Raw genomic sequence first — 26,575 nt, 5'->3', positions numbered from 1 at the left:
TAATGAACTAATCAATAAGAGAATAGTCTACATAAGTTCACTACTCCACCAGTCACATATCAATTTTTAAGATAATCTTAATAATTATTATAAATTCAATAGAAATACAGCTCTGGATTTTCAACTATTCATCTCACTTTTATATTTAAAGATGTAATAGAAGAAATACTATTTGTTTTATTCCTAGGCTCTGTTTATTATTAGGAAGATTATTTAGTTTACCTTGATGGAAAATATCATGTCTGAATTAACAAAAACTCTATTAAATATCCGCAGCCTTCGTGCGTTCTCACGTGAATTAACTCTTGAGCAACTTGAAGAAGCACTAGACAAGCTGACTATTGTTGTACAAGAGCGTCAAGAGTCTGAAGCTGAAGAACGTGCTGCTAAAGCCGAGCAAGAAGCTAAACTTTCTGCTATTGCTGAACAAATTGCAAAAGACGGAATTGATGTTGCCGATCTTATTGCTGCACTTTCTGGTGAAGCAAAATCTAAAACAACAAAAGCGAAACGCGCTCCTCGCCCAGCGAAATACAAATATGTAGACGCAAACGGTGACGAGAAGACTTGGACAGGTCAAGGTCGTACACCTTCAGCTATCCAAGAACAGCTAGATGCTGGTAAATCTCTAGAAGAGTTTGCTATCTAAACATTTAGCTTACTTAGTGAGTAATCAATTACACGCTAAGCAATAGAATTAATATTTAAGTCGACCAAAGTATTATTTACGAATTAAATATATTCAGAAACAAAAAAGGCTCCTTTCGGAGCCTTTTTTATATTTGTACTATCAGTATTAGAAACCAACTGATAGTTGCACTGATTAAAGAAAGTACCTTATCTTTCCCAGTACGCTTCTTCTAAACTATCTTCTCTTTCTGGAAGACCACGTGATAAACGTGGGGAGTGCTGAACTAACACTTCGTAACTTGCACGGTTTGAATATTTACAAACTTGTGAGAAAGAGGAGTACGTCAAAAATGAATGTTGGTGCTTACTTGAGTTTGGCACATTTTCTTTGTGGTACTTATTAGCAGCCATATCATGCAATAAAGCCGATAAAGCAGCATCACCCGCACCATTGGTGTTTTTGATCTTTTCTGGACCACCCATGTAAGGCGCAATGTGTGAATACACCTTAGTTGGGTTTTCACATAAATCTTTATGCGCAGGGCGGCTAAATTCAAAACGGTTGAACTCAGCAATTGAACCTGGAAGTAAAGGCAGTGACGTTTCACGCTTAGCTGCATCTTCCGTATAGCCAGCCATAAATAGACCAACAGGTCCCGCAGTGCATAGAACAAGATCTACCCACTCTAACGCTTTATCTGATGCAGCCAGTGGATCGCTTTCACCCGTTAATGCTTCAGCTTCGTCTTCATTCATTGCAACAACCGTTACGTGTTGCTCAAGGAAATCTTTCCAGAATTCTGGATCATCTTGAATAACGAACTTAGTACCCAATGTAAGAACTACTGGCACATCGTATTTCTTCGCGTACTCGATCGCTTTCATTGTTGCTTCAGGCATAGGGTCACCTGGTTTACAACGAACTAAATAAGCCGTTAAAACTAAAGCAGAAGCACTTTTGAAGATTTTTTCAGGAATGCTTTCTGGTTTTAATTGGTTCATTTGTCCTTCGCTAATTGCGAAAGTACGTTCACCGTCTTCTGTAATTAATGCAAAACAGCGACCGATTGCACCATCTACCCCTTGTAAATGGTTCAGATCCATTCTGCTTGATGTATTACATAAATAGCGGTAACCGTAGCTACCAATCTTAATATCTTGGCTCATGACACCCAGTAGAGTAGAACGGTCATCCGCTAGCACTGAATAGTTGTGTAATGTGTTACCAATTGTGCCACCAGCGTATTCATTAGTAATCAGGCACTGTTCTTTTAATTCTTGATATAAAGATTCAGCGGCTGCGTCACCAATAACCAGTGAATGTCCCTTGCTCAAACCATACTTCTCAATAAGTTCAGAACTCACCTTTGCTTCAATATCCACCAATGTTTGGTCAATACCGATAATATGAGTGCGTGACATTCTTTTACTGCTTTGAGCTTGGCTCACTAGAGGATCACGAGCGTGAACCGGAAAGTAGTGCTTTGATTTACGTTGTCCAGGGAATTTCATAGGGCTAGTCTAAGTCAAGGGGAAATAGGTGGCGGATTCTACCGCGCTATATTTAACGCGGCAATCTTTCAAACTATAGCAAACGTTTGCTGAAGGTTTTTTTTATTCGCCTTCCATAAAGCTTAAATCAGGCAGCATGCCCAAATGCTCTGCGTAACGTTTCTGATTAAACTCCGCGCCGTTTTTCATAACGTCAAATACTTCAATTGCCAATGCACATGCCATAGCCGCAATTGCCTCTTCACGAGGAGTACCAGTCATCATTAAACGCATCAACGTCTCTTTCACTTTCACTGGCTCGCCATCTTCAAGCTGGTTCTCGATAATCTCAATCAGCTCTTCTTCTTGCATAAATTCATTTTGTTCAGACATTTTTTTATCTCAGGTCTTGGATTTCGAGCGACTATGCCACATATACTTCTGACATCCTAGCGACTCACCTCGCTCTCATGCGATTCTCTAACAAAGTCAGCGCACTATTTGTGCAAATGAAACTGTGATTCCGGTCTCGGATCTGTCACGGCGTTTCTCTTTCTGTTAGAATCTGCGACCAAGTAATAGTAACGGTGTTTAGACATGTCAGATATCAGCTCTGGAAACAGCGAAAAGAAAGTAATTGTCGGTATGTCCGGCGGTGTAGATTCGTCAGTATCGGCGTATCTTCTTCAGCAACAAGGCTATCAGGTAGAAGGCCTTTTCATGAAAAACTGGGAAGAAGACGATAACGAAGAATACTGCACGGCAGCTGAAGACCTTGCTGATGCTCAAGCGGTATGTGACAAACTAGGTATCCACCTTCACACTATCAACTTTGCTGCAGAATACTGGGACAACGTATTCGAATACTTCCTTGAAGAGTACAAAGCAGGCCGTACGCCTAACCCAGATATCCTTTGTAACAAAGAAATCAAATTCAAAGCATTCTTAGAGTTTGCGGATGAAGTGCTAGACGCAGACTACATTGCGATGGGTCACTACGTTCGTCGTACTTTCCCAACTCAAGAAGAGCTAGACGCTGGCGTAAAACCAGAAATGCTACGCGGTCTAGACAGCAACAAAGACCAAAGCTATTTCCTATACACGCTAAGCTCAGATCAAGTGGCACGCAGCCTATTCCCTGTCGGTGAATTAGAGAAGCCAGAAGTGCGACGTATTGCTGAAGAGCAAGACTTGATCACAGCGAAGAAGAAAGATTCAACAGGCATCTGCTTTATCGGCGAGCGTAAGTTCACTGAGTTCCTAGGCAAATACCTACCGGCACAACCGGGTAACATCGAAACACCTGAAGGCCAAGTTATTGGTCAACACCAAGGTTTGATGTACCACACGCTAGGTCAGCGTAAAGGCCTTCATATTGGCGGCACTAAAGGTGGCGGCGGTAACGAAGAGCCATGGTTTGTTGGTGAAAAAGATCTCAAGCGTAATGTTCTGATCGCAGTACAAGGTAAAGACCACCCTCTTCTAAAATCAGAAGGTTTGATCGCGTCTCAGCTTCACTGGGTAAATCGCACTCCAATTACTGAAGTTATGACATGCACGGTAAAAACACGTTACCGTCAAACCGATATTCCTTGTACAATCATCCCAATTGATGATGAGAACATTAAGGTTATTTTTGATGAACCACAGATTGCTGTGACCCCAGGTCAATCGGCAGTGTTCTACCTAGACGACGTTTGTCTTGGTGGCGGTATCATCGAAAAGCGCATCTAATCGAACGAACAACAAACGATAGAAGACAACTAGGAGTTACTACGTGGCTAATACACTTTATGACCGTACGATTGCTTTCGCCGGAATTTGCCAAGCTGTGGCTTTGGTTCAACAAGTAGCGAAAGACGGCCATTGTGATAAAGATGCCTTCGAAGCTTCACTCAGTGCTATTTTAAATACCAACCCGGCGAACACTGTGGGCGTATTTGGACGTGAAGCGAACCTAAAGCTAGGTCTTGAGTGCTTAGTAAAAGGTATCGATAGTACTCCAGCTGGTAGCGATATTACTCGCTACATCATCAGCTTGATGGCTCTTGAGCGTAAGCTATCTTCTCGTAACGACTCAATGTCTCAGCTTGGCGATCGCATTCAAACTGCAGAACGCCAAACTGAACACTTTGATCTGTTTGACGAGCAAATGATCAGCAACCTAGCGAGCATCTACCTTGATGTTGTGAGCCCTATTGGTCCACGTATTCAGGTATCTGGCACACCAGCGGTACTTCAACAGACATCGAGCCAGCACAAAGTTCGTGCACTCCTTCTGTCAGGAATTCGAAGCGCTGTTCTTTGGCGCCAGGTTGGTGGTAAACGCCGCCACCTTATCTTCGGTCGCAAGAAGATGATCGAGCAGGCTCAAATCCTGCTAGCTCGAATGTAATTTATTAGCTCGCGCCTCGTCGCGAGCTTGTTTTTTGTACCAACACAACTCTCACGCAAACGATTGCGCAATGTGCGTGACAATTGAGATTGTTACTGGTATAAACCTCTCAAAATTTAGAAAACTCAATTCAGGAGAACACCATGGAACTGTCAGCATTGACTGCTGTTTCACCAGTAGACGGCCGTTACGGAAGTAAGACTATTGCATTACGCAGCATCTTTAGTGAGTTTGGACTACTAAAGTACCGCTCTATCGTTGAAATTCGTTGGTTACAAAAGCTTGCAGCAACTGATGCAATCAAAGAAGTACCAGCGTTCAGTGCAGAAGCTAACCAGTTTCTTGATGAACTAGCCGCTAACTTCAGCGAAGAAGACGCTCTGCGTATCAAAGAGATCGAGCGCACGACAAACCACGACGTAAAAGCGGTTGAGTACTTCTTGAAAGAGAAAGTTGCGGGCGTTCCTGAGCTTCACGCAGTTAACGAATTCATTCACTTTGCATGTACTTCTGAAGACATCAACAACACCTCTCACGCGCTTATGCTTAAAGAAGCTCGTGACACAGTGATTCTTCCAGAAATTCGTAACGTAATCGATGCTATCAAAGCACTTGCGAACGAGTACCGTGATATTCCTCTTCTTTCTCGTACACACGGTCAGCCAGCTTCTCCTTCGACTATGGGTAAAGAGATGGCGAACGTTGCGTACCGTATGGAACGTCAATTCAAGCAAATCGAAAGCGTTGAGATCCTAGCGAAAATCAACGGCGCTGTAGGTAACTACAACGCTCACCTTTCTGCATACCCTGAAGTTGAATGGCACCAATTCAGCGAAGAGTTCATCACTGAATCTCTTGGCGTAACTTGGAACCCGTACACAACTCAAATCGAACCTCACGATTACATCGCTGAGCTATTCGACGCTGTTGCTCGTTTCAATACAATTCTTCTAGACTTCGACCGTGACGTTTGGGGCTACATCGCTCTTGGTCACTTCAAGCAGAAGACTATTGCTGGCGAAATCGGTTCTTCTACAATGCCGCATAAAGTAAACCCAATTGACTTCGAAAACTCTGAAGGCAACCTTGGCCTAGCTAACGCAGTATTTAGCCACCTTGCACAAAAGCTTCCAGTTTCTCGCTGGCAACGTGACCTAACTGACTCTACGGTTCTTCGTAACCTAGGTGTTGGTGTTGGCTACGCAATCATTGCATACACTTCAACTCTGAAAGGTATTAGCAAGCTAGAAGTTAACCGTGAAGCGCTACTTGCTGAACTAGACAAGAACTGGGAAGTACTAGCTGAACCAGTACAAACAGTGATGCGTCGCTACGGTATCGAGAAGCCATACGAGAAGCTAAAAGAGCTAACTCGCGGTAAGCGTGTAGATGGCGAAGGCATGCGTGCATTCATCGACGGTCTTGAAATCCCTGCAGACGAGAAAGTTCGCCTGAAAGAGATGACACCAGCGAACTACATTGGTCAAGCAATCGAGCTGACTGACAAACTGTAAGATTCGAACAAACGAATATACGAAGGCTTCCCATGTGGAAGCCTTTTTGTTGCGTAGAACAAATATCTCGAACAGCAGTGCCCTAAGTAAAGCAACAGCCGTCAATCAAACCTGGCATATCCAACTAGCCTCTCCCATTCAAGTACTGTAAGTCGTATTAAACAAACACCCGTTCCTTTTCTTAAGCAGCAAGTACAAAAAAGGCCTCCCGAAGGAAGCCTTTAGAATACATATTGCCGCTTAACGATAGCAGCTTGTGTTAGAAATTACATGTTACGTAGAGACGCAATACGTTTATCTAGCGGCGGATGGCTCATTAGAAGCTCTGTAAGAGACTTCTTACCGTTGATACCAAACGCCATCATAGAACCTTCTAGTTGTGGCTCGTGGCTCACCTTTAGACGCTCTAGCGCAGCAATCATCTTCTCTTTACCTACCAAATGTGCAGCACCTGCATCGGCATGGAATTCACGATGACGGCTGTACCACATCGTAATGAAGCTTGCTAGGAAACCGAAGACCAGTTCCAACACCATAGACACACCGAAGTACACCATCATGTTGCTGCCACCTTCTTCCTCGTTGTCATTCGACGCCACGATGTTGGCAATGAAACGAGATAGGAAGATAACGAACGTGTTCACAACACCTTGCATTAAGGTCATTGTCACCATGTCGCCATTTGCGATGTGGCTAACTTCATGAGCTAACACCGCTTCAGCTTCGTCACGTGTCATGTTGTGCAGTAAGCCTGTCGATACAGCTACTAATGAATCATCGCGCTTTGCACCTGTCGCAAATGCGTTGATGTCAGGTGAATCGTAGATCGCCACTGTTGGCATACCAATACCCACTTGTTGAGATTGACGGCTTACCGTCTCCATCAACCAGTGTTCTGTTTCGTTACGCGGGCTTTCAATGACCATGCCGCCTACAGAACGTAGCGCCATTTTCTTTGACATCATTAATGAAATGAATGAGCCGCCGAAACCAAATACCGCAGCCATCACCAATAAGCCAGAGAGGCTACCGGGTTGCATACCTGTGACTGCGTATACAATATTAAGAACAACACTTAGTACCAATACAACCGCTAGGTTGGTTGCAAGGAACAACATTACTCGCTTCATTACTTATCTCCGCATGAAAGCTGTTTTTATAAAACTTATTGTTATAGACAAGGCAGACAGCAATAGATTCCAACCTTGAAGACTTATACTTACTTATACATATAGTCTTAGATTAAGAAAACAAGGTTAAGCATTAAATTGCAACATTTGATTACGAGACCATATCCGAATTAAACCTAGTCTATTAGACCTAAGTCGTATGGTGTCGATATAACAATCCGTTTACAGTGACTTCAGATGATTTATTGGCTAGTCCATGTACAAAAAGGGAAAGATCATGGTTGAAGGTACTAACACTCAAATGGCTATCGATTTACTGTGCTGTCACCTAGGGATTACAGAAGAAGAAGCGAAAAAGCAGATTGGAATCCAAACACCGCAAACGGCACAGGCAAAAATCACAGAGACACAACAAGCGCTAATGGGACTGACTAAAGAACATTAATCCCACGCTTGCTATTAAAAGACCGATTGTTTATTAACTTAAGGTCTAAAGGCTTAAAATAGCAAAAGGGCTGCAATCGCAGCCCTTTTCTTATTTAGTAGAAAACTGATAATTAAAGTGCAAGTAAAGGCTGCACATCAATGTATTTACCAATGTTCTTAGACTTCGCTTTTGGTACGTAAGGAATTTCACCTAACTTTGGCGCACCTAGCTTATCTTCAAGCATCGCAATAATATCTGCGTAGTGCTCAGTACCAGGGTTGATACGATTTGCTACCCAACCTACTAGGTTTAAACCATCTGCACGAATCGCTTCTGCTGTTAACAGAGCGTGACTCAAACAACCAAGCTTAATACCAACCGTCAATACAACTGGAAGCTGTTCTTTTTTAACCCAGCTAGACAAGTATTCGTCGTCTGAAACCGGTACACGCCAACCACCCGCACCTTCAACTAAAACGATGTCAGAGTTTTGCTTATGCTGTTCTAGCTTTGCAGATAATACTGCGTCATCAATCACTACACCGTCATGCTTGGCAGCGATGTGAGGTGATGAAGGCAGTAGCAACGCGTACGGGTTAACGTCTTCGTAAGCAATATCTTGCGTCGCCGCTTCTTGAAGATGTAAAGCATCACTGTTACGCAACCCTTCAGAGTATTGTTCACACCCTGCAGCAACTGGCTTGTAGCCAATTGTTGATAAATCTTGTGCGGCCAAAGCTTGAAGAATCGCTTTTGAAACCACAGTTTTTCCCACTTCGGTATCCGTACCTGCAATGAATAATGCATCAATCATAATTGAATAACCCCTAAACAAACTTGATATGTTGCTGGTAAGAAACCTTTATGGTTTTTGAACTCTCGATATTCCCGTTCAACAAGTTGCAACATACGGCGACTTGTTAAACCTTGTGAGCGACCACTTACGTGATTAGCGCCAATGCCTTTAAGGTCGCGCATCAGTTCAAACGCAGTGTCGTACCAAACGGTGATGGTGGGCAAGTCTAGTTGATGAGCAGTACAGCTAGATTGCGCTAACGCAATTTTTACCTGATTGATTGTAATAAAATGGTTAACGTGTTGATGTGTGTCAATTTTGGACCATGACTTTTCCAGTTCAAACAGTGACCCATCAAGCAAAGTTGAGAAAATTACACGTCCACCACTCGCTGTAACGCGCTTCATCTCTTTTAAAGGCGACGATAAATCATCACACCATTGCAACGCTAAGCTTGAAAAAACGATGTCAAAACATCCATCTTCAAACGGTAATTGTTCAGCGTCAGCTTGTTGATATAAAAAGACCGATGCTCCGCAGCGTTGTTCCGCCGCTTTTAACATTCCAACAGAAAGATCAGCGCACACTACCTCAGCACCACGCTTCACTATCTGTTCGGAGAAATACCCCGTACCGCAACCTAAATCGAGTACCTTTAAACCTGAGAGATCAGTTGGTAACTTATCCAGTAATCGGTGACCAACATCGCGCTGAAACTCTGCGTGTGTGTCATAGGTTGTTGCTGCTTTGCCGAAGGCTTCGGCAATCGCACTCTTATCTTGGCCTACGTAATTATGCACGACTGCTTCTTGTGACATTTACTGAGCCTCATTATTTGTTTCGATGTTAATTTCGCGATTGGATTCAAAGCTTGATTCAACACTTCTTTCCACTGCTTGACGTAACGAACCAGTTAACTGAAGAATCTGCTTTTGAGTGTGATTGGCGGTTAACGTAATACGTAGACGAGCTGTCCCGGTCGGAACCGTTGGTGGCCTAATTGCAGTGACCCAAATTTGGTTGCGCTTTAATTCTTCTGCAACGGAGAGCGCAGCCTGAGCTTCACCGATCACAAACGGCTTAATCGGAGTCTGAGTATCAATAAAACCTTGGATGCCGCTCATCTGCTCTGCATAGATGGCCCCTAACTCGGTTAGCTTCTCACGACGCCAATCCTGCATTTGAATCATCTGGCAAGCGTGGGACAAAGCCACCGCCTGCGAAGGTGGTATCGCCGTCGAATAAACATGATGACGAGCAAACTGAGTTAAGTAATCACCCACCTCTGACGAACACAAAACCGCAGCACCAGAAAGGCCAAATGCTTTACCGAAAGTCACGACCAAAATATCAGGTGTTATTTGCGAAATGCTGCAGCTCCCAGCCCCTTTATCACCCAATACACCAATACCGTGGGCATCATCAACGGCTAGCCAACTGTCGTATTGATTGGTCAAGTTAGATATTTGATTAAGGGGAGCTTGGTCGCCATCCATACTGAACACGCCTTCCGTCACAACCAAGGATTGTAGAGAACGACTTAGTAGCGACTCGAGATGTTGCGTGTCGTTATGTTTAAAACGTTTCATTGTTGCAGGACATAGCATCCCCGCTTCCATCAAAGAGGCGTGGTTAAGTTTGTCTTGCAATAGTGAATCGTCTTTTTCGAGCAGAGAAAACAACAAGGCTTGATTAGCACTGAAACCAGAACTAAACAGAATCGCACGTTCGAAACCGAGCCACTCACACAGCTGAGCCTCTAAGTTTCGATGAGCAGGACTAAAGCCTGTAACCAATGGCGATGCCGCACTTCCAGCCCCGTATTGGGAAAGCCCAGTTTGCCATGCATCGACCAGATCAGGATCGTTCGCCAAGCCTAAATAATCATTACTCGAAAAATTGATGAAACTAGAACCTTCGCTATTCAGCAAAGGTCCATTGCTGTTTTCGAGCACCTTGAGTTGACGTGTTAACCCTTGCTCACGGCGATGAACAAGGGCTTCTTTAATGCGAGCTTTAAACAGTGGCATCGTAGAACATGTCGTCTTTAGTTGGACGAGCTGCAACGCGCTCCACCACTTGATCTAACAGTTCGTTTTCTTGAATTTCATCTGGCTTTTGAGCCACTTCTTGACTGTTGATACCCAGCTTCTTAAACAGCTGCATATCCGTGTCTTCATCTGGATTCGGTGTCGTCAATAGCTTACAACCGTAGAAAATTGAGTTTGCGCCTGCCATGAAGCACATCGCCTGCATCTGTTCGTTCATATTCTCACGACCTGCAGATAGACGAACCGCAGACATTGGCATCATGATACGAGCAATCGCAATCAACTTAATGAAGTCGAAAGACTCAACATCGTCGACGTTTTCCATCGGTGTGCCTTTCACTTTTACAAGCATGTTGATTGGTACACTCTCAGGATGTACTGGAAGGTTTGCGAGCTCTACAAGAAGACCTGCGCGGTCATTGGTGCTTTCGCCCATACCGATGATGCCACCAGAACAGATCTTCATTCCGGCATCGCGCACGTGAGATAATGTATCTAAACGATCTTGGTAAGTACGAGTGGTAATAATGCTGCCGTAGAACTCTGGAGACGTATCAAGGTTATGGTTGTAGTAGTCCAAACCTGCGTCTGCTAGCTCACCTGCTTGATCCGGTGTTAACATGCCCAGTGTCATACAGGTTTCTAGACCCATGCCTTTCACACCTTTGATCATGTCAGTTAGGTGAGGCATATCGCGTTCTTTCGGGTTTTTCCATGCCGCGCCCATACAGAAGCGAGTTGATCCCGCATTCTTAGCTTTTTTCGCCGCATCCAAAACACGCTCAACTTCCATTAAGCGTTCTTTGTCGACATCCGTTCGGTAGTGAGCACTTTGAGGGCAGTACTTACAATCTTCAGGGCAAGCACCTGTCTTTATCGATAAAAGCGTACTCACCTGCACGTGGTTGTGCTCTTGGTACTGTCTATGAACGACTTGAGCTTCAAACATTAAATCCATAAACGGTTTTTCAAGCAGCGCTGTTACTTCAGCAACTGTCCAGTCATGACGAACTTCCACGTGTCGATCCTTTTTTATTTTTTTGATGTTACAACTCTGTGTCTAGAGTTTGCATTTATGCTTGGCTAGTCTACCGACAAGCTTTAGACTGTCAACACATTGATAATATCAAAAGTTTACATTTGATTATTTTTTAATCACATTAAGAATGGGAGTTACTATGGATCTCGCCTTTGATCGCCAGCATATCTGGCATCCCTACACATCAACGTTAACACCTCTGACCTGCTACCCAGTCACCAATGCAGACGGCGTTTACTTAGAATTAGAAGGCGGAAAACGAATTATTGATGGCATGTCGTCTTGGTGGTCAACCATTCACGGCTACAATCATCCAGAACTGAACGCCGCTGCTCATAACCAAATCGATAAGGTTTCACACGTTATGTTTGGTGGTATCACCCACCAACCTGCCATCGATTTATGCAAAAAGCTTCTCAATCTAGCACCCAGCAATCTTGAACATGTCTTCTTGGCCGATTCGGGCTCAGTCGCCGTAGAAGTAAGCCTTAAAATGGCTCTGCAATACTGGCATGCCAAAGGACAACCTCGCTCTAAATTCCTAACGCTGCGAGATGGTTACCACGGTGATACCTTTGCCGCCATGTCGGTTACCGACCCAGATAATTCGATGCACAGCCTCTACAAAGGCTTTCTGCCGGAACACATTTTTGCAGATTCACCGAAAACAGGTTTTTGGGATCAATGGGACTCTAAGGACATAGACAGCTTTCGAGAAAAACTAGCAGCACATCATCAAGAAGTCGCAGCCGTGATCTTAGAGCCGATCGTTCAAGGCGCTGGCGGCATGCGTATATACCACCCTGAATTTCTGAAACAAGTACGCTTACTGTGCGATGAATTCAACGTATTGCTGATTTTGGATGAGATTGCGACAGGATTTGGCCGCACAGGTAAACTGTTTGCCTGCGAACATGCAGATATTCAGCCAGATATTTTGTGTGTCGGCAAAGCTCTGACTGGTGGTTACATGACGCTTTCAGCTACGCTTGCGAGCAAAGAAGTTGCTGACACGGTATGTGGCGGTGAAGCGGGCTGTTTTATGCACGGGCCAACCTTTATGGGTAACCCATTGGCTTGTGCAGTCGGTGCGGCAAGTTTATCCATCATAGAGCAAGGCCATTGGCAAAATCAGACTCAACAGATTGAACAGCTGTTTTCTGAATTACTGCCGCCTCTGCGAGAGTATGAGCTGGTTAAAGACGTACGCTGGCTAGGAGCGATTGGCGTTGTTGAGACACACACACCAGTCGATATGGAAACCATCCAAGCTCACTTTGTTGAACAAGGTGTTTGGATTCGCCCATTTGGTAAATTGATTTATATGATGCCTCCCTTTATTAGTAAGCCAGAACATATCGAGCAGCTTGTTTCAGCCATTGAAAGTGCATTACAGGATAATAACTGCTTTAAGTAAAACTAACGGAGTTTACTCTTATCTTCCTTTGTTGGTGAATCTCATAATTAAAAGGCCTTACGTGAAAGTAAGGCCTTACTCTATTTTCGGTGATAGTTAACAATTTAACGTAATTGGCTATCTTTACTTGCTCGACGATTAAACAATGAATGTCGATGTGCTGCATGCTCTAACATTGATTGGCATTCAACACAGAAACGTACGCCTTTTATCGCAAGTCGTCTTTGTTCTGGTATCTCACCACCACATTCATCGCAATAATGTAAGCTCTCTCCACCTCGAATGTTACCTCTTACTCGAGAGATCTCATCATCAATGGTATTTTGAATTTGCTGGCTCACACTATCGTCACCAGCCCATCCTACGGCCATAAGCCCTCCTCAGTATTTGAACGAGAAAATCTATACCTACCGCGGTAAGAGCATATTATAACCACATTATTAATTTGCAATAATCATCAAAACTAAGAAAACACTATTACGCACAGGTAACAAAGTTATTTATCTCACACTATTGCCCTATTCTATAGGCAATAAAAAACCCAGCCTGCTAGCTGGGTTTTATTAGCAATCTAATGCCGAATCAGTCTACTTAACCGATGTGCGTTACGCCGCCCATGTATGGTTGAAGTACTGCTGGAATCGCAATACGACCATCAGCTTCTTGGTTGTTCTCTAGGATAGCAACCATAGTACGACCAACAGCTAGACCAGAACCGTTTAGTGTGTGCACAAGCTCAGGTTTCTTCTCACCTTTACGACGGAAACGAGCTTGCATACGACGCGCTTGGAAATCCCACATGTTTGAACAAGAAGAGATCTCACGGTAAGTCTCTTGTGCTGGAACCCATACTTCTAAGTCGTAAGTTTTCGCAGAACCGAAGCCCATGTCGCCAGTACATAGAATCACTTTACGGTAAGGAAGCTCTAGAAGTTGAAGTACTTTCTCAGCGTGACCTGTTAGCTCTTCAAGAGCTGCCATAGAGTCTTCTGGTTTGGTGATTTGTACTAGTTCAACTTTGTCGAATTGGTGCATACGGATAAGACCACGAGTGTCACGACCGTAAGAACCTGCTTCAGAACGGAAACATGGTGTGTGAGCTGTCATCTTAAGTGGCAGTTCAGCTTCATCAGTGATCGTGTCACGAACCATGTTCGTTACCGGTACTTCTGCAGTTGGGATAAGCGATAGAGTCTTAAGAGGTACGTCACTTACTTGCTCAGTTAGCGGGCTTGTGTGGAACAAGTCTTCACCAAACTTAGGAAGTTGACCAGTACCGTAAAGGCTATCGTGGTTCACTAGGTACGGTACGTACATTTCTGTGTAGCCGTGCTCATCAGTGTGAAGATCCAACATGAACTGAGCAATAGCACGGTGTAGACGTGCAAATTTGCCTTTCATCACGATGAAACGAGAGCCAGAGATTTTAACTGCGCTAGCAAAATCAAGACCGCCAGACATTTCGCCTAGGTCAACGTGATCTTTTACTTCGAAGTCGTAAGTCTTAGGTTGACCCCAACGAGAAACTTCTACGTTATCGTCTTCATCTTTACCATCTGGCACTTCTGCGTCAGGAAGGTTAGGAATAGACATTGTGATCGTTTCAAGCTCAGATTGAAGGTCAGCCAATGCTACTTTAGCTTGGTCTAGTTCTGCGCCTAAGTTGCCTACTTCTGCAAGGATACGCTCAGCTTCTTCATGGTCGCCTTTTGCTTTCGCTTGACCAATGGACTTCGATCGAGAGTTACGTAACGCTTGCAGCTCTTCAGTTTTCATCTGAAGGGACTTACGTTTTTCTTCAAGTTCACGAATTGTCTCTACATCAAGGGCGAAGCCTCGACGTGCTAATTTTGCCGCTGTTTCATCCAGCTCAGCTCGAAGTAATTTAGAATCCAGCATTGCTAATCCTATGCTTTAGTTATTTGAATATTCAGTAGTTTGCTACTGAATCACTGCTAAACCCCTAAAACTGGTGCTATTTCGACCAACTTTTAACGATTTAATATAAATTTTATGACTAGGTAACGATATCCAAAAAAGACTACTTTTCATAGCGTTTTTGTGGGCTTTTTGCGTCCAAATCCGCCAGATAATCTAGCTTCTCACCAATTTTGGTCTCTAAGCCTCGTTTTGTTGGGAAATAGTATTGTTTCTCTCCCATTTCAGGAGGCAAATACTTTTCGCCAGCCGCGTAGGCACCCGGTTCGTCATGAGCATAACGGTATTCTTGTCCGTAGCCCATGTCCTTCATCAAAGTTGTCGGTGCATTTCGTAAATGATGAGGCACTTCATACTCTGGAAGGTTATGTGCATCGGTTAACGCTTGCTTCCAAGCGGTGTAAACGGCATTACTCTTTGGCGCACATGCTAAATAAACAACAGCTTGAGCAATCGCACGCTCCCCTTCTGCTGGGCCAATACGAGTGAAGCAATCCCAAGCCGACATCGCAACCTGCATTGCCCTTGGGTCAGCGTTACCAATATCTTCAGAAGCGATCGCCAGTAAACGCCTTACGATATACAGAGGATCACAACCCGCGGCAATCATTCGTGCAGACCAGTACAAGGCCGCATCGGGGTTCGAACCACGAATCGATTTGTGAACCGCAGAGATTAGGTCGTACCAAATGTCACCCTTGTTATCAAAGCGAGCGACTTTCTCACCTGCCACTTCAGCAAGCAACTGCAAAGTTATCGCTTTCTCGCCCTTATCGTTGTCTTCTGCCATGTCATACAGCAACTCAAGATAGTTGAGCGACATACGTGCATCACCGTTCACTAACTCTGCTAAGCGATCTAAAACGTTGTCAGCAAAGTGAGCAGGCACATCACCAAGGCCACGCTGCTTATCTTCAATCGCTTGGCGAATTACAAGAGAAATGTCGTCTGTATTCAGAGATGTCAGTTTGTAAACACGCGCACGTGACAACAAAGCATTATTCAGTTCAAAGGATGGATTTTCTGTCGTCGCACCAATAAAGGTAACAGTGCCATCTTCGATATGAGGCAAAAAAGCATCTTGCTGACTTTTATTAAAGCGATGGACTTCGTCCACAAACAGGATCGTTCTGCGCCCTGCTTGCTTATTTTCACGCGCTTTTTCAATCGCAATGCGAATGTCTTTTACGCCCGAAGTTACCGCCGATACACGTTCCACTTCTGCATTGGCATAATTTGCAGCCACTTCTGCGAGCGTGGTTTTACCTGTGCCAGGAGGCCCCCACAGAATCATAGAATGGATATGCCCCGCTTCCAGAGCTCTACGAAGGGGTTTACCTGGACCTAATATGTGCTGCTGACCGATGTACTGTTCGACAGTTTCAGGTCTCATACGAGCAGCAAGGGGACGAAAATCTTCGTCCCCTGCAAAATCTAAGCTGTAATTACTCAATTGCAATCTCTTGATTCGTTGATGGCATTAATGCCTATCGACGTACTACCAAACGATCTGCTTATTTAGATCAGTTTCTTTGGTCGTCGACCTCGACACCTTCCGGTGCCACAAAAGTAAAGCGGTCTGCTGCTGGTTTACCCAAGTTAACATTGTTAAAGGTAAACTCACCTTTCTGACCATCTTGTTCAATCACATTAAAGCCCTGAACAATGCCCTTTTCAGTGATATTAATTTGGAAATCACCCTGATTAGAATCTACAGCCGTCGGCGTTAGCGTAAATTGGTTACCCGTTTGCACCACATTATAGTTATCCCAATCGCTTTCTTGATTACGTGTAAGTAGGACAAATGGCGTTTGCGATGTCGCTTGCTCTTGCCAGTAAATGCTCACTTGCTCAATAAACGGGCTGTAGTACCACAAGCTTTGACCATCAGATACCAACAAGTTTTCATCAGGGAAAGTGGTTTCCCAGCGGAACAAGCTTGGGCGTGCAATCTCTACCGTGCCCTCACCTTCCATAACAACATCACCATCAGGGCTGGTCACAACTTGTTTAAAATCAGCGCTAAAGCCTGCGTTCAATGCCAAGCGGCTACTCAGCTCTTCTTTCGGAGAAGCAAACACTGAGAAGCTCATAAATAAAAGTGCGAATACTTTTTTCATCAATAATCCTGTTAAAACATAAGTCGGTCATATTCTCGATTTGACCGACTTAATGGGCATGAGTTCCTAGTGGAACTAATCTTTTGGTGGCGCTGGTGCTAAGACTTCTCGGTTACCGTTGTGCCCTGGAGCACTCACAATACCTTGAGCTTCAAGTTGCTCAACAATACGTGCTGCGCGGTTATAACCGATCTTGAATCGACGCTGTACGCCAGAAACCGAACCACGACGTGAATGAACAACGTGTTCAACCACTTGATCAAACAGAGGATCAACCTCTTCATCGCCTTCCATCTTCTCACCCGGAAGTAAGGTTTCAGGGGTTTGTTCACCGTTGGTGATTTCATCAATGTAGTTTGGTTTTCCACGCGCTTTCCAGTTGTTCACCACCGCGTGTACATCATCATCTGACGCAAAGGCACCGTGAACACGAATGGTATGGCTTGAGCCCGGCGGTAAGTAAAGCATATCACCCATACCAAGTAGCGATTCAGCACCACCTTGGTCAAGAATGGTTCGAGAGTCTGTTTTGGTTGATACGGTAAAGGCAACACGCGTTGGGATGTTGGCTTTAATCAAACCAGTGATAACATCTACCGATGGACGTTGAGTCGCAAGAATCAAGTGAACACCCGCTGCACGTGCTTTTTGTGCCAAACGTGCGATCAGTTCTTCAACCTTCTTACCTACAACCATGATTAGGTCGGCAAATTCATCGACGATAACCACGATGTAAGGCAGTTTCTCTAGCAATGGCGCTTCTGGGTCCATACTATCACCCGGTTTCCATAATGGATCGTGGATTGGGTGACCCGCATCAGCGGCCATCTTAAGCTTATCGTTGTAGCCTTTGATGTTACGAACACCTAACGCCGACATTAACTTATAACGACGTTCCATTTCGCCGACACACCAACGAAGAGCATTTGATGCATCTTTCATGTCAGTAACTACTTCAGATAACAGGTGAGGGATACCCTCATAAACTGATAACTCAAGCATTTTCGGGTCAATCATGATGAAGCGAACATCCTCTGGAGATGCTTTATATAGCATACTCAGAATCATCACGTTCACACCCACCGACTTACCAGAACCAGTCGTACCTGCAACAAGAACGTGAGGCATTTTCGACAGGTCAGCAATAACCGCTTCACCTGCGATGTCTTGCCCTAGAACAACCGTCGTTGGTGATTTAGCCTCTTGGAACTGAGGGCTAGCAACTACATCAGAGAAGAACACCGTTTGACGGCTCATGTTCGGTAGTTCTAAGCCCACATAAGGTTTACCTGGAATAACTTCAACCACACGTACTGCTAATGCGGACAGAGAACGCGCCAAGTCCATAGAAAGGCCAGAGATGCGGCTTACTTTCACACCTGGAGCCAAATCCAACTCAAATCGAGTGATCACGGGACCAGGGAAGATGTCGACAACGTCTGCTTTGATCTTGTAATCCGCAAGTTTCGATTCAACCAGACGGGCAATCGCTTCAAGTGCATCACGGTCAATGAAGGTTTCACGCTTTTCAGGATGGAACAACAGCTCAAGTGTTGGCAATGGTTCTGCTGGTTTAGGCAAGTTAACATCTTGCTGAACTAGGAACGGATTTTGCGCTGCAGCCATGTTTGCTTGTGCTTCAGAGACAATATCTTGGAACGCTTCTACGTCTTTATCTTGGTTTTGCGATTCGTCTTCTATGACTTCTTCCCAAGGAAGATCAACAACTGGCTCTTGGTTCTGTTCAGTCGTTTCCGTAGGCTCTTGTTCGAAAGCTGAAGAAGCAAGTTGGTCTTCGTCATTATCAATAGGTTCAACGCCTAGCTCTGAATTAGGTTCAAAGCTTTGCTCTTCCGTTGTATCGAAAGACGATGATAATTCTTGTGGTGTTTCTTCTATTTCACCCATTGGCGAAGCGTATAGAGATTCTGGTTGAACATCTTCTGCATCGAACTCATTATTTACTTCTGATGAGCTATCCATTACTGGTTCTGCACTTTCAGCAACCGTTTCAGTCGGATTAACTGCTGGTTGCTCATTCTGCATGTATTGCTGATACACAATCTGAGATTCATGCGCGTCAACCTGCTCCTGCTCAGCAAGATCATCTTCATACATAGCCGCGTTTTCTAACTGCTCAATAGTCGCGTTTAACTGTTTAGAACGTTCGACACCTTCTTCTAAAGGCTCTTCTGGTGCTTGGTAAACAGAAGCTGCAGGGATTAGTTGCTCTTGCTCAACTAGTTGAGGCTGCTCCTGCGCAGAAGCTTCTTGCTTAACAGGCACATCGACTGGCATGTGAATATTGTAATGACGCTTCGGCGATGCAGTATTGTCTAGTGCATTCGCAGCATCGGAAGAGTCGTTGGTCGCAGAGAAGCTCAGTGCAGGATCAACCTGATCTTGATCTGTTGATTCTTTGTTGTCTTCTATAGCAGGAACATCACGGTAAATAGGTTCTTGATACTGCTTATGACGTTCTTCGATTAAATCTCGGTCTGCCGACTCTCTTAATTGTGGTTCAAGCAACTCTTGGTCTTCACCACGTGCTTTATTAACAGCAGAGGTAAACAGCTTAATCGCACATTCACCCAACCATTCAACGATACTCAGCCAAGAAATACCCGTTAATAGAGTAAAGCCAGCGCCCCATAAGAAAAGAAGAACCAGTGTACTGCCAAGGACGTTAAGCGTTGGAAGTGCAAGACTTGTTAACACGTCACCAACCACGCCGCCTGATGAAAAATACCAGATATCGTCAAAGTTAATATCCGCAAGACCACAGCTTGTAAGAATAAGGACGGTTAAGCCAAGTAATCGAGTGCCCCACAACATGAAGTCGATTTGTTCGTCTTCATTGCGTTTTCGGAACAACACCCATGCAGCCACGGTCACTAGTATAGGAAGCGGGTAAGCCAGTGAACCAAAGACAAAGAAAAGCGTATCCGCTAACCATGCACCTAGGTAGCCACCCGCATTCTGAATGTCACCACCCCACGCCGTTTGCGACCATGATGGATCTGCAGGACTAAAAGTTAATAACGCAACGGCAAGTAGAATAGAGAAGAGAACACCCAAAATCAGGCTGCACTCTTTGAGACGTTGAGAACCATTCAAACGAGGAGACTGAGGCTCTTCACTCGTTTTAATGATTGTTTCTACTTTATTACTGCTCTGCTTGAACATAAACCAACTTAATAATTTAACGGGATAAAAACATCTCGAGCGGCCAAAGCCGCTCGTTTCTATGAAACTACTGTTGATTTAACCATATCAAACAGAAAAACCCAATTCCAGAAAGCAAGAAAGCGGAACAAATGTCCGCTTTCTTTCATTTCACCAATTGTGACTAACGAGTTTTAATCACAAGTTGATTGGTTTGTTTCACTTCTTCCATCACTACGTAAGTTCGAGTGTCGTTTACGCCCGGTAGACGAAGTAACGTATCACCCAGTAGCTTACGGTAAGCACCCATATCAGATACACGTGTTTTTAGAAGATAGTCAAAATCACCCGACACTAAATGACACTCTTGGATGTCATCCAGTTTCTGCACAGCGGTGTTGAATTGTTCGAACACATCTGGCGCACCACGGTTCAACGTAATTTCAACAAACACTAAAAGCGAAGCATCAAGGTACTGTGGGTTCAGCAACGCTGTGTACCCAGTAATGTAACCTTGACGTTCTAAACGACGAACACGTTCAAGACACGGAGTCGGAGAAAGTCCTACTCGTTTTGAGAGTTCAACGTTTGAGATACGACCGTCTTTTTGCAACTCATTAAGAATGTTGCGGTCAATACGATCTAGTTCCTTGGACGGCTTCTTATAATTGTCTGCCATTTTTTATTCCACCTTATTACTTCCTTGCAAAAAAATATACTACAACTTTTTAATATTCAGTATCAAATTTTATCTGAACCTATCTATACTAGATATTAATTCGACAGAATTACCCTACACATAGATAAAACAACCAAAATAAAATGAGGAGTCAGGATGATCATTGGCGTACCTAAGGAAATCAAGAACCACGAATACCGCGTTGGTATGACCCCAGCTAGCGTGAGAGAACTAATCTCACACGGCCACCAAGTTTTTGTAGAAACCAATGCCGGTAATGGTATCGGTTTTTCAGACGATGATTACATCGCTGTAGGCGCATCCATTCTTCCTACTGCTGCTGACGTTTTCGCGAAAGCAGAGATGATTGTAAAGGTTAAAGAACCTCAAGCTGTCGAGCGAGCTATGCTTCGCGAAGGGCAAATATTATTTACCTATTTACACCTTGCACCAGATTTTCCACAAACTGAAGAGCTTATCAAGAGCAAAGCTGTCTGCGTAGCCTATGAGACTGTAACAGATAATATGGGTCGCTTGCCACTATTAGCACCAATGTCTGAAGTAGCTGGTCGTATGTCTATTCAAGCAGGTGCACAAACATTAGAGAAATCTAACGGTGGTTGTGGGCTTCTTCTTGGTGGCGTTCCAGGTGTTGAGCCAGCAAAAGTTGTTGTTGTTGGCGGTGGTGTTGTAGGTGCTAACGCAGCACGTATGGCTGTTGGCCTTCGCGCTGATGTTACAATTCTTGACCGTAACGTAGATACACTTCGTCGTCTTGATGAAGAGTTCCAAGGTCGTGCAAAAGTAGTTTATTCTACTGAAGACGCGATTGAGAAGCATGTTCTAGAAGCAGACCTAGTCATTGGTGCAGTGCTAATTCCTGGCGCAGCAGCTCCTAAACTGGTTACAAAAGAGCACATCGCTAAGATGAAGTCAGGCTCAGCAGTGGTTGACGTTGCAATCGACCAAGGCGGTTGTTTCGAGACATCTCACGCAACCACTCACGCAGACCCTACTTACATCGTTGATGACGTAGTTCACTACTGTGTTGCAAATATGCCAGGTGCTGTTGCTCGTACTTCAACTTACGCACTAAACAATGCAACACTTCCTTACATTGTTAAGCTAGCGAACAAAGGCTACCGCGAAGCACTTCTATCTGACAAAGGCTTCCTTGAAGGTCTAAACGTAATCCACGGTAAAGTGACTTGTAAAGAAGTTGCAGAGAGCTTTGACCTAGAATACGTAGACCCAGCAGAAGCTATCGCAATGTTTAACTAATGATGTAATGACTAACTGAGCGTAAATTTTCTCGTTGAAGCGTTCAGTTACAACACACATTAAAAAGCCAGTCCGACATTTGTCGAACTGGCTTTTTTGTATTAGTAACACTCGAGAGCGATGATCAACGCTCTTTCTTGTACTCGAAAGATTTATCGGTCGCTCTTAACACCATGAATCAACAGATTTCGAGGCGTGACACTGCGTTCACAAAACTCTTCGATGCTTGCCTCATAGCCTTGCTCTTGCAAGTAAAGAGCACGATCCAAAGCTAGCCATATCTCTAATGGTCGTCTGAAAACTTGCTGAACTAAACTCAACTTCTCCATTTCCCAGAAAAGTTTCTCGCCTTGAGCAAAATAGGATTCAAAATCGATATCCGAACCAAGTGTTATCTCTTTCACTTCAGAAGCCCAATGACAAAACGATTCAAACCCTTCAGATAATTCTGATTTTTTGATGCTCGGCACTGGGATGTATTCATCGATGTTTAGCTCAGCTCTAAGCAGTTGGCTAAAACCTAAACGATAACTCATCTCTAACTGACGATGTCGCTTAACTCTTTCACCACCAGTAACCGTTTCTTGAAGCGGGATTCGTAAATCACTCTTGCTCAATGTTAAAGCCGAGGCTTTTGCCACTGATGACATTGCTTGGTAGTTTTCTTCACGAATAAGGTGATAACAACAAGGGGATATAGTGACTGCTGGTAACCCATGTGACACAGATTTTTTAACTAACTCAACATGAAGGTCGCCACAGGCATGCAGTGCGACAGCGTGTTGATTAGGATTAAATACCTCATCTGCACCTTCGGAAAACGCATCACCTTGAACAAATGTCATTTCTAGACGCTGTGCATCTGCAATCTTTTGGCCGCTTTCGCACAGCGATTGCTGCCACTCGAAACTGGTCACTTTTTGCTTAGATTGTTGAGATAAGATTCGACCAAGGAAGCCCTTTCCAGAACACCACTCCAGCCACTCTTTGCCATGATGATGTTCAAGAGAAGCCTCGCCCATCGAAACAATCTGTTGTAGCTTTCTTCCCGGAATACCATCTTCGGTACCTCGTGGAAGTGTTAACCCTTTAAGAGCGGTGGTAGTGAACTGAATGCTTTGATTCGCTTCCTCTAACTCGGGAAGAAAGCCAATAAGTTCCTTTACCAACACATGAGGTTGCTCTTTCAGAATCTGAATATTCTCGATACTCAAGTTATCCAACCAATCGACAAGCGCGCGATTCACATCAAACCAAGGTTGTTGCTGGGTTTGGCATAGGTGAAAAGGCTCTGAACGCCAGTAAACCTGGTGCTCAAGCAGAAATGAATCGAGTGTTTTAAATCGTGAGTGCATGCTTCCCCCTATGGTGCGAGGATTGTAGGGGTAACAAACGGAAATGGAAAGGATCGATATAAAAGAGAACAATAAAGAGAGTTCGAAATCAGATAGAAAAACGGCCTGTAGATACAGGCCGAATAAGAATACAGGTTTGCACGAGGAGATTAACGAACAGGTAGCTCGATATCTTTAAACATCTCTTCAATCTCTTCATTCGATTTCAAAGAAATAGCCTGCTCGACAACAGGGCGAGTTAAGTGCGGTGCAAAACGCTCCATAAAGTCAAACATGTAAGAACGTAGGAAGGTACCTTTTCTAAAGCCAATGCTTGTGGTGCTAGCACCAAATAGATGGCTCGCATCAATAGCAACCAAATCAGTATCTTGCTCATGGTCAATCGCCATACTTGCGATTACACCAACACCAATGCCCATACGAACATAAGTTTTGATTACGTCAGCATCGGTCGCGGTAAATACAACGCGCGGTGTTAGACCCACTTTGTTGAACGCAGTATCAAGCTCAGAACGCCCAGTGAAACCAAATACGTAAGTCACTAGAGAATAAGCCGCAAGATCTTCGATCGTTATATTTCGCTTCTGTGCTAGAGGGTGATCTTTGGTCACAACGATCGAACGGTTCCAGTGGTAACAAGGCAGCATAATCGCATCTTGATAAAGGTGTAACGCTTCCGTTGCAATCGCAAAATTCGCTGTACCTTTAGCGACTGCTTCTGACATTTGGCTTGGTGTGCCTTGGTGCATATGAAGCGATACTTTTGGATAGCGTGCCGTGAAACCTTTAATCACATCGGGTAGTGCATAACGAGCTTGAGTATGAGTCGTTGAAATATTCAATGTGCCCATCTCTGGATGAGTGTGCTCACCCGCCACCGCTTTAATACTCTCAACACGTGCCAATATTTCTTGAGAGATACGGATGATATCCTCACCGGCTTGGGTAACTTGTGTTAAATGCTTGCCGCTTCGCTCAAAGATCTGAATACCCAGCTCATCTTCCAGCAATCTAACTTGTTTACTGATGCCCGGCTGAGATGTGTATAAACTCTCCGCTGTCGCAGAAACATTTAGGTTATGGTTTACAACCTCAACAATGTACTTCAGTTGCTGTAACTTCATATCTAACCTCGTAATCCTTTACTCATTTCTGTGCTAACTTATTTGCAAAGAGAGCATTCTAGTCTCGTGTAATATAATTAATAGTTATAACGCTTCACGCACAAAAATGACAGAAAAATTGATTTTTTCTAGCTTAACAAACAAAAACATCACTAACGCTTTGCAACCCAACCCTCATTCCCATACATTAGTTGTTAAGTTTTGATTGCCGATTTCTCTCAACAAGAGATAATCAGAAATTGCAATTTACGAGTGCCGATACGCAATGGAATCGTGTATCCTCTCCAGCTAGCTATAGAAAATAATAAGCAGACTCAAATATATGAATATTGGTTTAATAATCGCCTTAGTAGCCGTTCTTTTGGTGTTAGTTTTAGGCTACAACATCATGCTTCAATATAAAGTTAAGGTAGAAACAGCGAAGAAACAGGAAGCTTCTCGTTATCTAACCATTATTGACGGTACGGAAGAACTGATTGGCAACGCTCATCACATGCCGTTTAGCCAAGATCTTCTTGTATGCTTAAACAATCGAATTCTTGATGCATTAGAAAACATGTATCAACTCGATCCAAAAAATAAGCAGCTTGCCCAACGCATTGAAAGCGTAAAACAACAAATCACTCAGCTCAAAGAAAACTACAAAGGTGGCGAGAGTACAGCCTTCCGCGTGCCAAGTAGTGATAAGCAAGCGATCATGATGCTTAAGTTAGTTAAGCGCCTACGTGATACGGTACGTAACGAGCACAATAAAGGCCGTTTCGAGACTCAAGCTTATGTCGTTGAAAATGCTCGTCTAGAAACGATCCAAATTCGTATCAACATTGAAAATGTTATCAAACGTGCAAACGATTCGATTTCTCGCGGACAACCGGGAACAGCGATTCAATTATTGCGTAAAGGTATCGATGCGCTGGCAACCAAAAATGATTCATACTCTAATCAAGCGAAAGAAAAGCTTCAGCAGATGCTCAACGATCTCGATCAAAAACGCCAAGATAAAAACGCTCAAGATTTACAGCAGATTGAGTCTAAAGAGCGAGAAGACGATATGGATGCCCTTTTCGGTCAGAAAAAGAAGTGGTAAACGTCTAGCTCAACACTTAAAGGCCGACTTATTTACATTAAATAGGCGGTCTTTTTTGTACCTGTTGAATTTCCTTTCTCCTTATAGGGAGATCTCTTGAGCTGTGATAAAATCCCCATATTATCAACAAACCTTCCCTGACCATGTATCAAGAACTACTCGCACCAATCCACTCCTTTCTTAAAGCTGAAACGCCAGATTCATGGATCGATGAAGCCAAAAAGCCCGAAAACCTACACATCATTTTGCGTGACCACATGCTGTGTGAACTTAAGGCGGCTCAAAGCGCGTTGTTCCTTATCCGTAAATACGCGGTAGATAAAGAAAGCGCCAAGCAATTAAACGAATGGATCTTGCCATACGAGCAATTTGCTTACCGCCGCATTGGTGATTTAGAGTCACTTCGCGGCAAGAGCAATGTATCAAAGCAGATAACAGCGAAAGAAGGCTGTAACTACGGCGCTGACCTTATCGATAAGATGGTTCTACTGATCAAAGAAGAACTGCACCACTTCTATCAAGTGATGGAATTGATGGAAAAGAAAGGCGTGATCTATCAGCCAATCGAAGCAGGACGTTACGCTAAAGGCTTGATCAAACAAGTTAAAACTTACGAGCCCGATGCATTGGTTGATAAGCTTATCATCGGTGCCTTCATTGAAGCGCGCTCTTGTGAACGCTTCGCTAAAGTAGCTCCTTTCTTGGAAGAAGACATGGAGAAGTTTTACGTGTCTCTGCTTCGCTCAGAAGCGCGTCACTACCAAGATTACCTTGAGTTAGCAGAGCAGATCGCAGGCAAAGATATTTCAGAGCGTATTGCACATTTTGCTCAAGTAGAAGCTGACCTGATCACTTCAGACGACAGCGATTTTAAGTTTCATAGTGGCGCTCCTACTGCCGCATTGTAGTGTAAAGCCATTAACTTTTTGTAAAAAA

24 protein-coding genes are annotated in these 26,575 nt (G+C 44.0%); 9 read left to right on the top strand and 15 right to left on the bottom strand.

Features of this window, described 5'->3' with window-relative positions:
• Window positions 1-238 precede the first annotated feature (238 nt).
• Window positions 239-649: an H-NS family histone-like protein gene (locus OCV56_RS05470; protein ID WP_017060262.1), complete on the top strand. Its 411-nt coding sequence runs from the start codon at window positions 239-241 to the stop codon at window positions 647-649.
• A 188-nt stretch (window positions 650-837) separates the two neighbouring features.
• Here the strand turns inward: OCV56_RS05470 and OCV56_RS05465 are convergent, their stop codons facing one another.
• Both OCV56_RS05465 and OCV56_RS05460 read right to left on the bottom strand, forming a co-directional pair.
• On the bottom strand, window positions 838-2,142 hold the full coding sequence (locus OCV56_RS05465; RefSeq protein ID WP_017065317.1) for an inosine/guanosine kinase: 1,305 nt from the start codon (window positions 2,140-2,142) through the stop codon (window positions 838-840).
• Between the two features lie 102 nt (window positions 2,143-2,244).
• Window positions 2,245-2,514 (bottom strand): hypothetical protein, encoded by a 270-nt coding sequence (locus OCV56_RS05460; RefSeq protein WP_010439986.1) that lies wholly within the window; start codon window positions 2,512-2,514, stop codon window positions 2,245-2,247.
• A 204-nt stretch (window positions 2,515-2,718) separates the two neighbouring features.
• On the opposite strand from OCV56_RS05460, the gene mnmA reads away from it, so the two are divergent.
• The 3 genes from mnmA to purB all read left to right on the top strand — a co-directional run bounded on the left by mnmA (window position 2,719) and on the right by purB (window position 6,030).
• Window positions 2,719-3,855, top strand: coding sequence for a tRNA 2-thiouridine(34) synthase MnmA (mnmA, locus tag OCV56_RS05455; RefSeq protein WP_048609389.1), 1,137 nt, complete (start codon window positions 2,719-2,721; stop codon window positions 3,853-3,855).
• A gap of 43 nt (window positions 3,856-3,898) precedes the next feature.
• Window positions 3,899-4,516 carry a high frequency lysogenization protein HflD gene (hflD, locus tag OCV56_RS05450; protein ID WP_009848813.1) on the top strand — a complete coding sequence of 206 codons (618 nt, stop codon included), beginning with the start codon at window positions 3,899-3,901 and terminating at the stop codon, window positions 4,514-4,516.
• Window positions 4,517-4,659: 143 nt separating this feature from the next.
• Entirely contained in the window at window positions 4,660-6,030 is a 1,371-nt protein-coding gene (gene purB / locus OCV56_RS05445) for an adenylosuccinate lyase (RefSeq protein ID WP_019822492.1), read from the top strand.
• A gap of 266 nt (window positions 6,031-6,296) precedes the next feature.
• Here purB and htpX read toward each other — a convergent pair whose 3' ends face one another.
• A complete protein-coding gene (htpX, locus tag OCV56_RS05440; protein ID WP_060982833.1) occupies window positions 6,297-7,160 on the bottom strand; it encodes a protease HtpX in 864 nt (287 codons plus the stop codon).
• Between the two features lie 277 nt (window positions 7,161-7,437).
• Here htpX and OCV56_RS05435 point away from each other — a divergent pair, with 277 nt between their 5' ends.
• Window positions 7,438-7,605: a hypothetical protein gene (locus OCV56_RS05435; protein ID WP_086712178.1), complete on the top strand. Its 168-nt coding sequence runs from the start codon at window positions 7,438-7,440 to the stop codon at window positions 7,603-7,605.
• 112 nt (window positions 7,606-7,717) lie between these two features.
• Here OCV56_RS05435 and bioD read toward each other — a convergent pair whose 3' ends face one another.
• From bioD to bioB, 4 genes are read right to left on the bottom strand one after another with little or no spacing between them, the layout of a single operon-like run.
• The gene (gene bioD / locus OCV56_RS05430; protein WP_086712179.1) at window positions 7,718-8,401 is read right to left on the bottom strand and encodes a dethiobiotin synthase; all 684 of its coding nucleotides are present in this window, start codon (window positions 8,399-8,401) and stop codon (window positions 7,718-7,720) included.
• Window positions 8,398-9,201 (bottom strand): malonyl-ACP O-methyltransferase BioC, encoded by an 804-nt coding sequence (gene bioC, locus OCV56_RS05425; protein ID WP_086712180.1) that lies wholly within the window; start codon window positions 9,199-9,201, stop codon window positions 8,398-8,400. The genes bioD and bioC overlap by 4 nt, the downstream gene beginning before the upstream one ends.
• On the bottom strand, window positions 9,202-10,413 hold the full coding sequence (gene bioF / locus OCV56_RS05420) for an 8-amino-7-oxononanoate synthase (RefSeq protein WP_086712181.1): 1,212 nt from the start codon (window positions 10,411-10,413) through the stop codon (window positions 9,202-9,204).
• Window positions 10,400-11,452, bottom strand: a complete 1,053-nt coding sequence (gene bioB, locus OCV56_RS05415; protein WP_086712182.1) for a biotin synthase BioB — start codon at window positions 11,450-11,452, stop codon at window positions 10,400-10,402. Before bioB ends, bioF begins: the two co-directional genes overlap by 14 nt.
• Before the next feature lie 160 nt (window positions 11,453-11,612).
• On the opposite strand from bioB, the gene bioA reads away from it, so the two are divergent.
• The gene (gene bioA, locus OCV56_RS05410; RefSeq protein ID WP_086712183.1) at window positions 11,613-12,890 is read left to right on the top strand and encodes an adenosylmethionine--8-amino-7-oxononanoate transaminase; all 1,278 of its coding nucleotides are present in this window, start codon (window positions 11,613-11,615) and stop codon (window positions 12,888-12,890) included.
• Between the two features lie 104 nt (window positions 12,891-12,994).
• Here the strand turns inward: bioA and OCV56_RS05405 are convergent, their stop codons facing one another.
• The 6 genes from OCV56_RS05405 to lrp all read right to left on the bottom strand — a co-directional run bounded on the left by OCV56_RS05405 (window position 12,995) and on the right by lrp (window position 20,792).
• Window positions 12,995-13,261, bottom strand: coding sequence for a DksA/TraR family C4-type zinc finger protein (locus tag OCV56_RS05405; RefSeq protein WP_086712184.1), 267 nt, complete (start codon window positions 13,259-13,261; stop codon window positions 12,995-12,997).
• A gap of 220 nt (window positions 13,262-13,481) precedes the next feature.
• Entirely contained in the window at window positions 13,482-14,789 is a 1,308-nt protein-coding gene (serS, locus tag OCV56_RS05400; RefSeq protein WP_019822476.1) for a serine--tRNA ligase, read from the bottom strand.
• 142 nt (window positions 14,790-14,931) lie between these two features.
• Window positions 14,932-16,287 carry a replication-associated recombination protein A gene (locus OCV56_RS05395; protein ID WP_228761225.1) on the bottom strand — a complete coding sequence of 452 codons (1,356 nt, stop codon included), beginning with the start codon at window positions 16,285-16,287 and terminating at the stop codon, window positions 14,932-14,934.
• A 64-nt stretch (window positions 16,288-16,351) separates the two neighbouring features.
• Window positions 16,352-16,948, bottom strand: coding sequence for an outer membrane lipoprotein chaperone LolA (gene lolA / locus OCV56_RS05390; protein WP_086712186.1), 597 nt, complete (start codon window positions 16,946-16,948; stop codon window positions 16,352-16,354).
• A gap of 75 nt (window positions 16,949-17,023) precedes the next feature.
• Window positions 17,024-20,134, bottom strand: coding sequence for a DNA translocase FtsK (locus OCV56_RS05385; protein WP_086712187.1), 3,111 nt, complete (start codon window positions 20,132-20,134; stop codon window positions 17,024-17,026).
• Window positions 20,135-20,297: 163 nt separating this feature from the next.
• Window positions 20,298-20,792 (bottom strand): leucine-responsive transcriptional regulator Lrp, encoded by a 495-nt coding sequence (lrp, locus tag OCV56_RS05380; protein ID WP_004734558.1) that lies wholly within the window; start codon window positions 20,790-20,792, stop codon window positions 20,298-20,300.
• A gap of 156 nt (window positions 20,793-20,948) precedes the next feature.
• Between lrp and ald the strand changes: the two genes are divergently transcribed.
• Window positions 20,949-22,073 (top strand): alanine dehydrogenase, encoded by a 1,125-nt coding sequence (ald, locus tag OCV56_RS05375; protein ID WP_086712188.1) that lies wholly within the window; start codon window positions 20,949-20,951, stop codon window positions 22,071-22,073.
• Between the two features lie 152 nt (window positions 22,074-22,225).
• Here ald and OCV56_RS05370 read toward each other — a convergent pair whose 3' ends face one another.
• Window positions 22,226-23,428, bottom strand: a complete 1,203-nt coding sequence (locus OCV56_RS05370; RefSeq protein ID WP_086712189.1) for a methyltransferase — start codon at window positions 23,426-23,428, stop codon at window positions 22,226-22,228.
• A 149-nt stretch (window positions 23,429-23,577) separates the two neighbouring features.
• Window positions 23,578-24,552 (bottom strand): HTH-type transcriptional regulator CysB, encoded by a 975-nt coding sequence (gene cysB, locus OCV56_RS05365; RefSeq protein WP_017060244.1) that lies wholly within the window; start codon window positions 24,550-24,552, stop codon window positions 23,578-23,580.
• Window positions 24,553-24,874: 322 nt separating this feature from the next.
• Between cysB and OCV56_RS05360 the strand changes: the two genes are divergently transcribed.
• Together OCV56_RS05360 and miaE are read left to right on the top strand one after the other, a co-directional pair.
• Window positions 24,875-25,639 (top strand): DNA repair protein, encoded by a 765-nt coding sequence (locus OCV56_RS05360; RefSeq protein WP_086712190.1) that lies wholly within the window; start codon window positions 24,875-24,877, stop codon window positions 25,637-25,639.
• A 143-nt stretch (window positions 25,640-25,782) separates the two neighbouring features.
• Window positions 25,783-26,547 carry a tRNA isopentenyl-2-thiomethyl-A-37 hydroxylase MiaE gene (miaE, locus tag OCV56_RS05355; protein WP_086712191.1) on the top strand — a complete coding sequence of 255 codons (765 nt, stop codon included), beginning with the start codon at window positions 25,783-25,785 and terminating at the stop codon, window positions 26,545-26,547.
• Window positions 26,548-26,575 lie beyond the last annotated feature (28 nt).

It is taken from the genome of Vibrio gigantis (assembly GCF_024347515.1).
Classification (GTDB): Bacteria; Pseudomonadota; Gammaproteobacteria; order Enterobacterales; family Vibrionaceae; genus Vibrio; species Vibrio gigantis.
The sequence above is the reverse complement of the archived record's forward strand: the minus strand, read 5'-3'. Positions and strand labels throughout refer to the sequence as shown.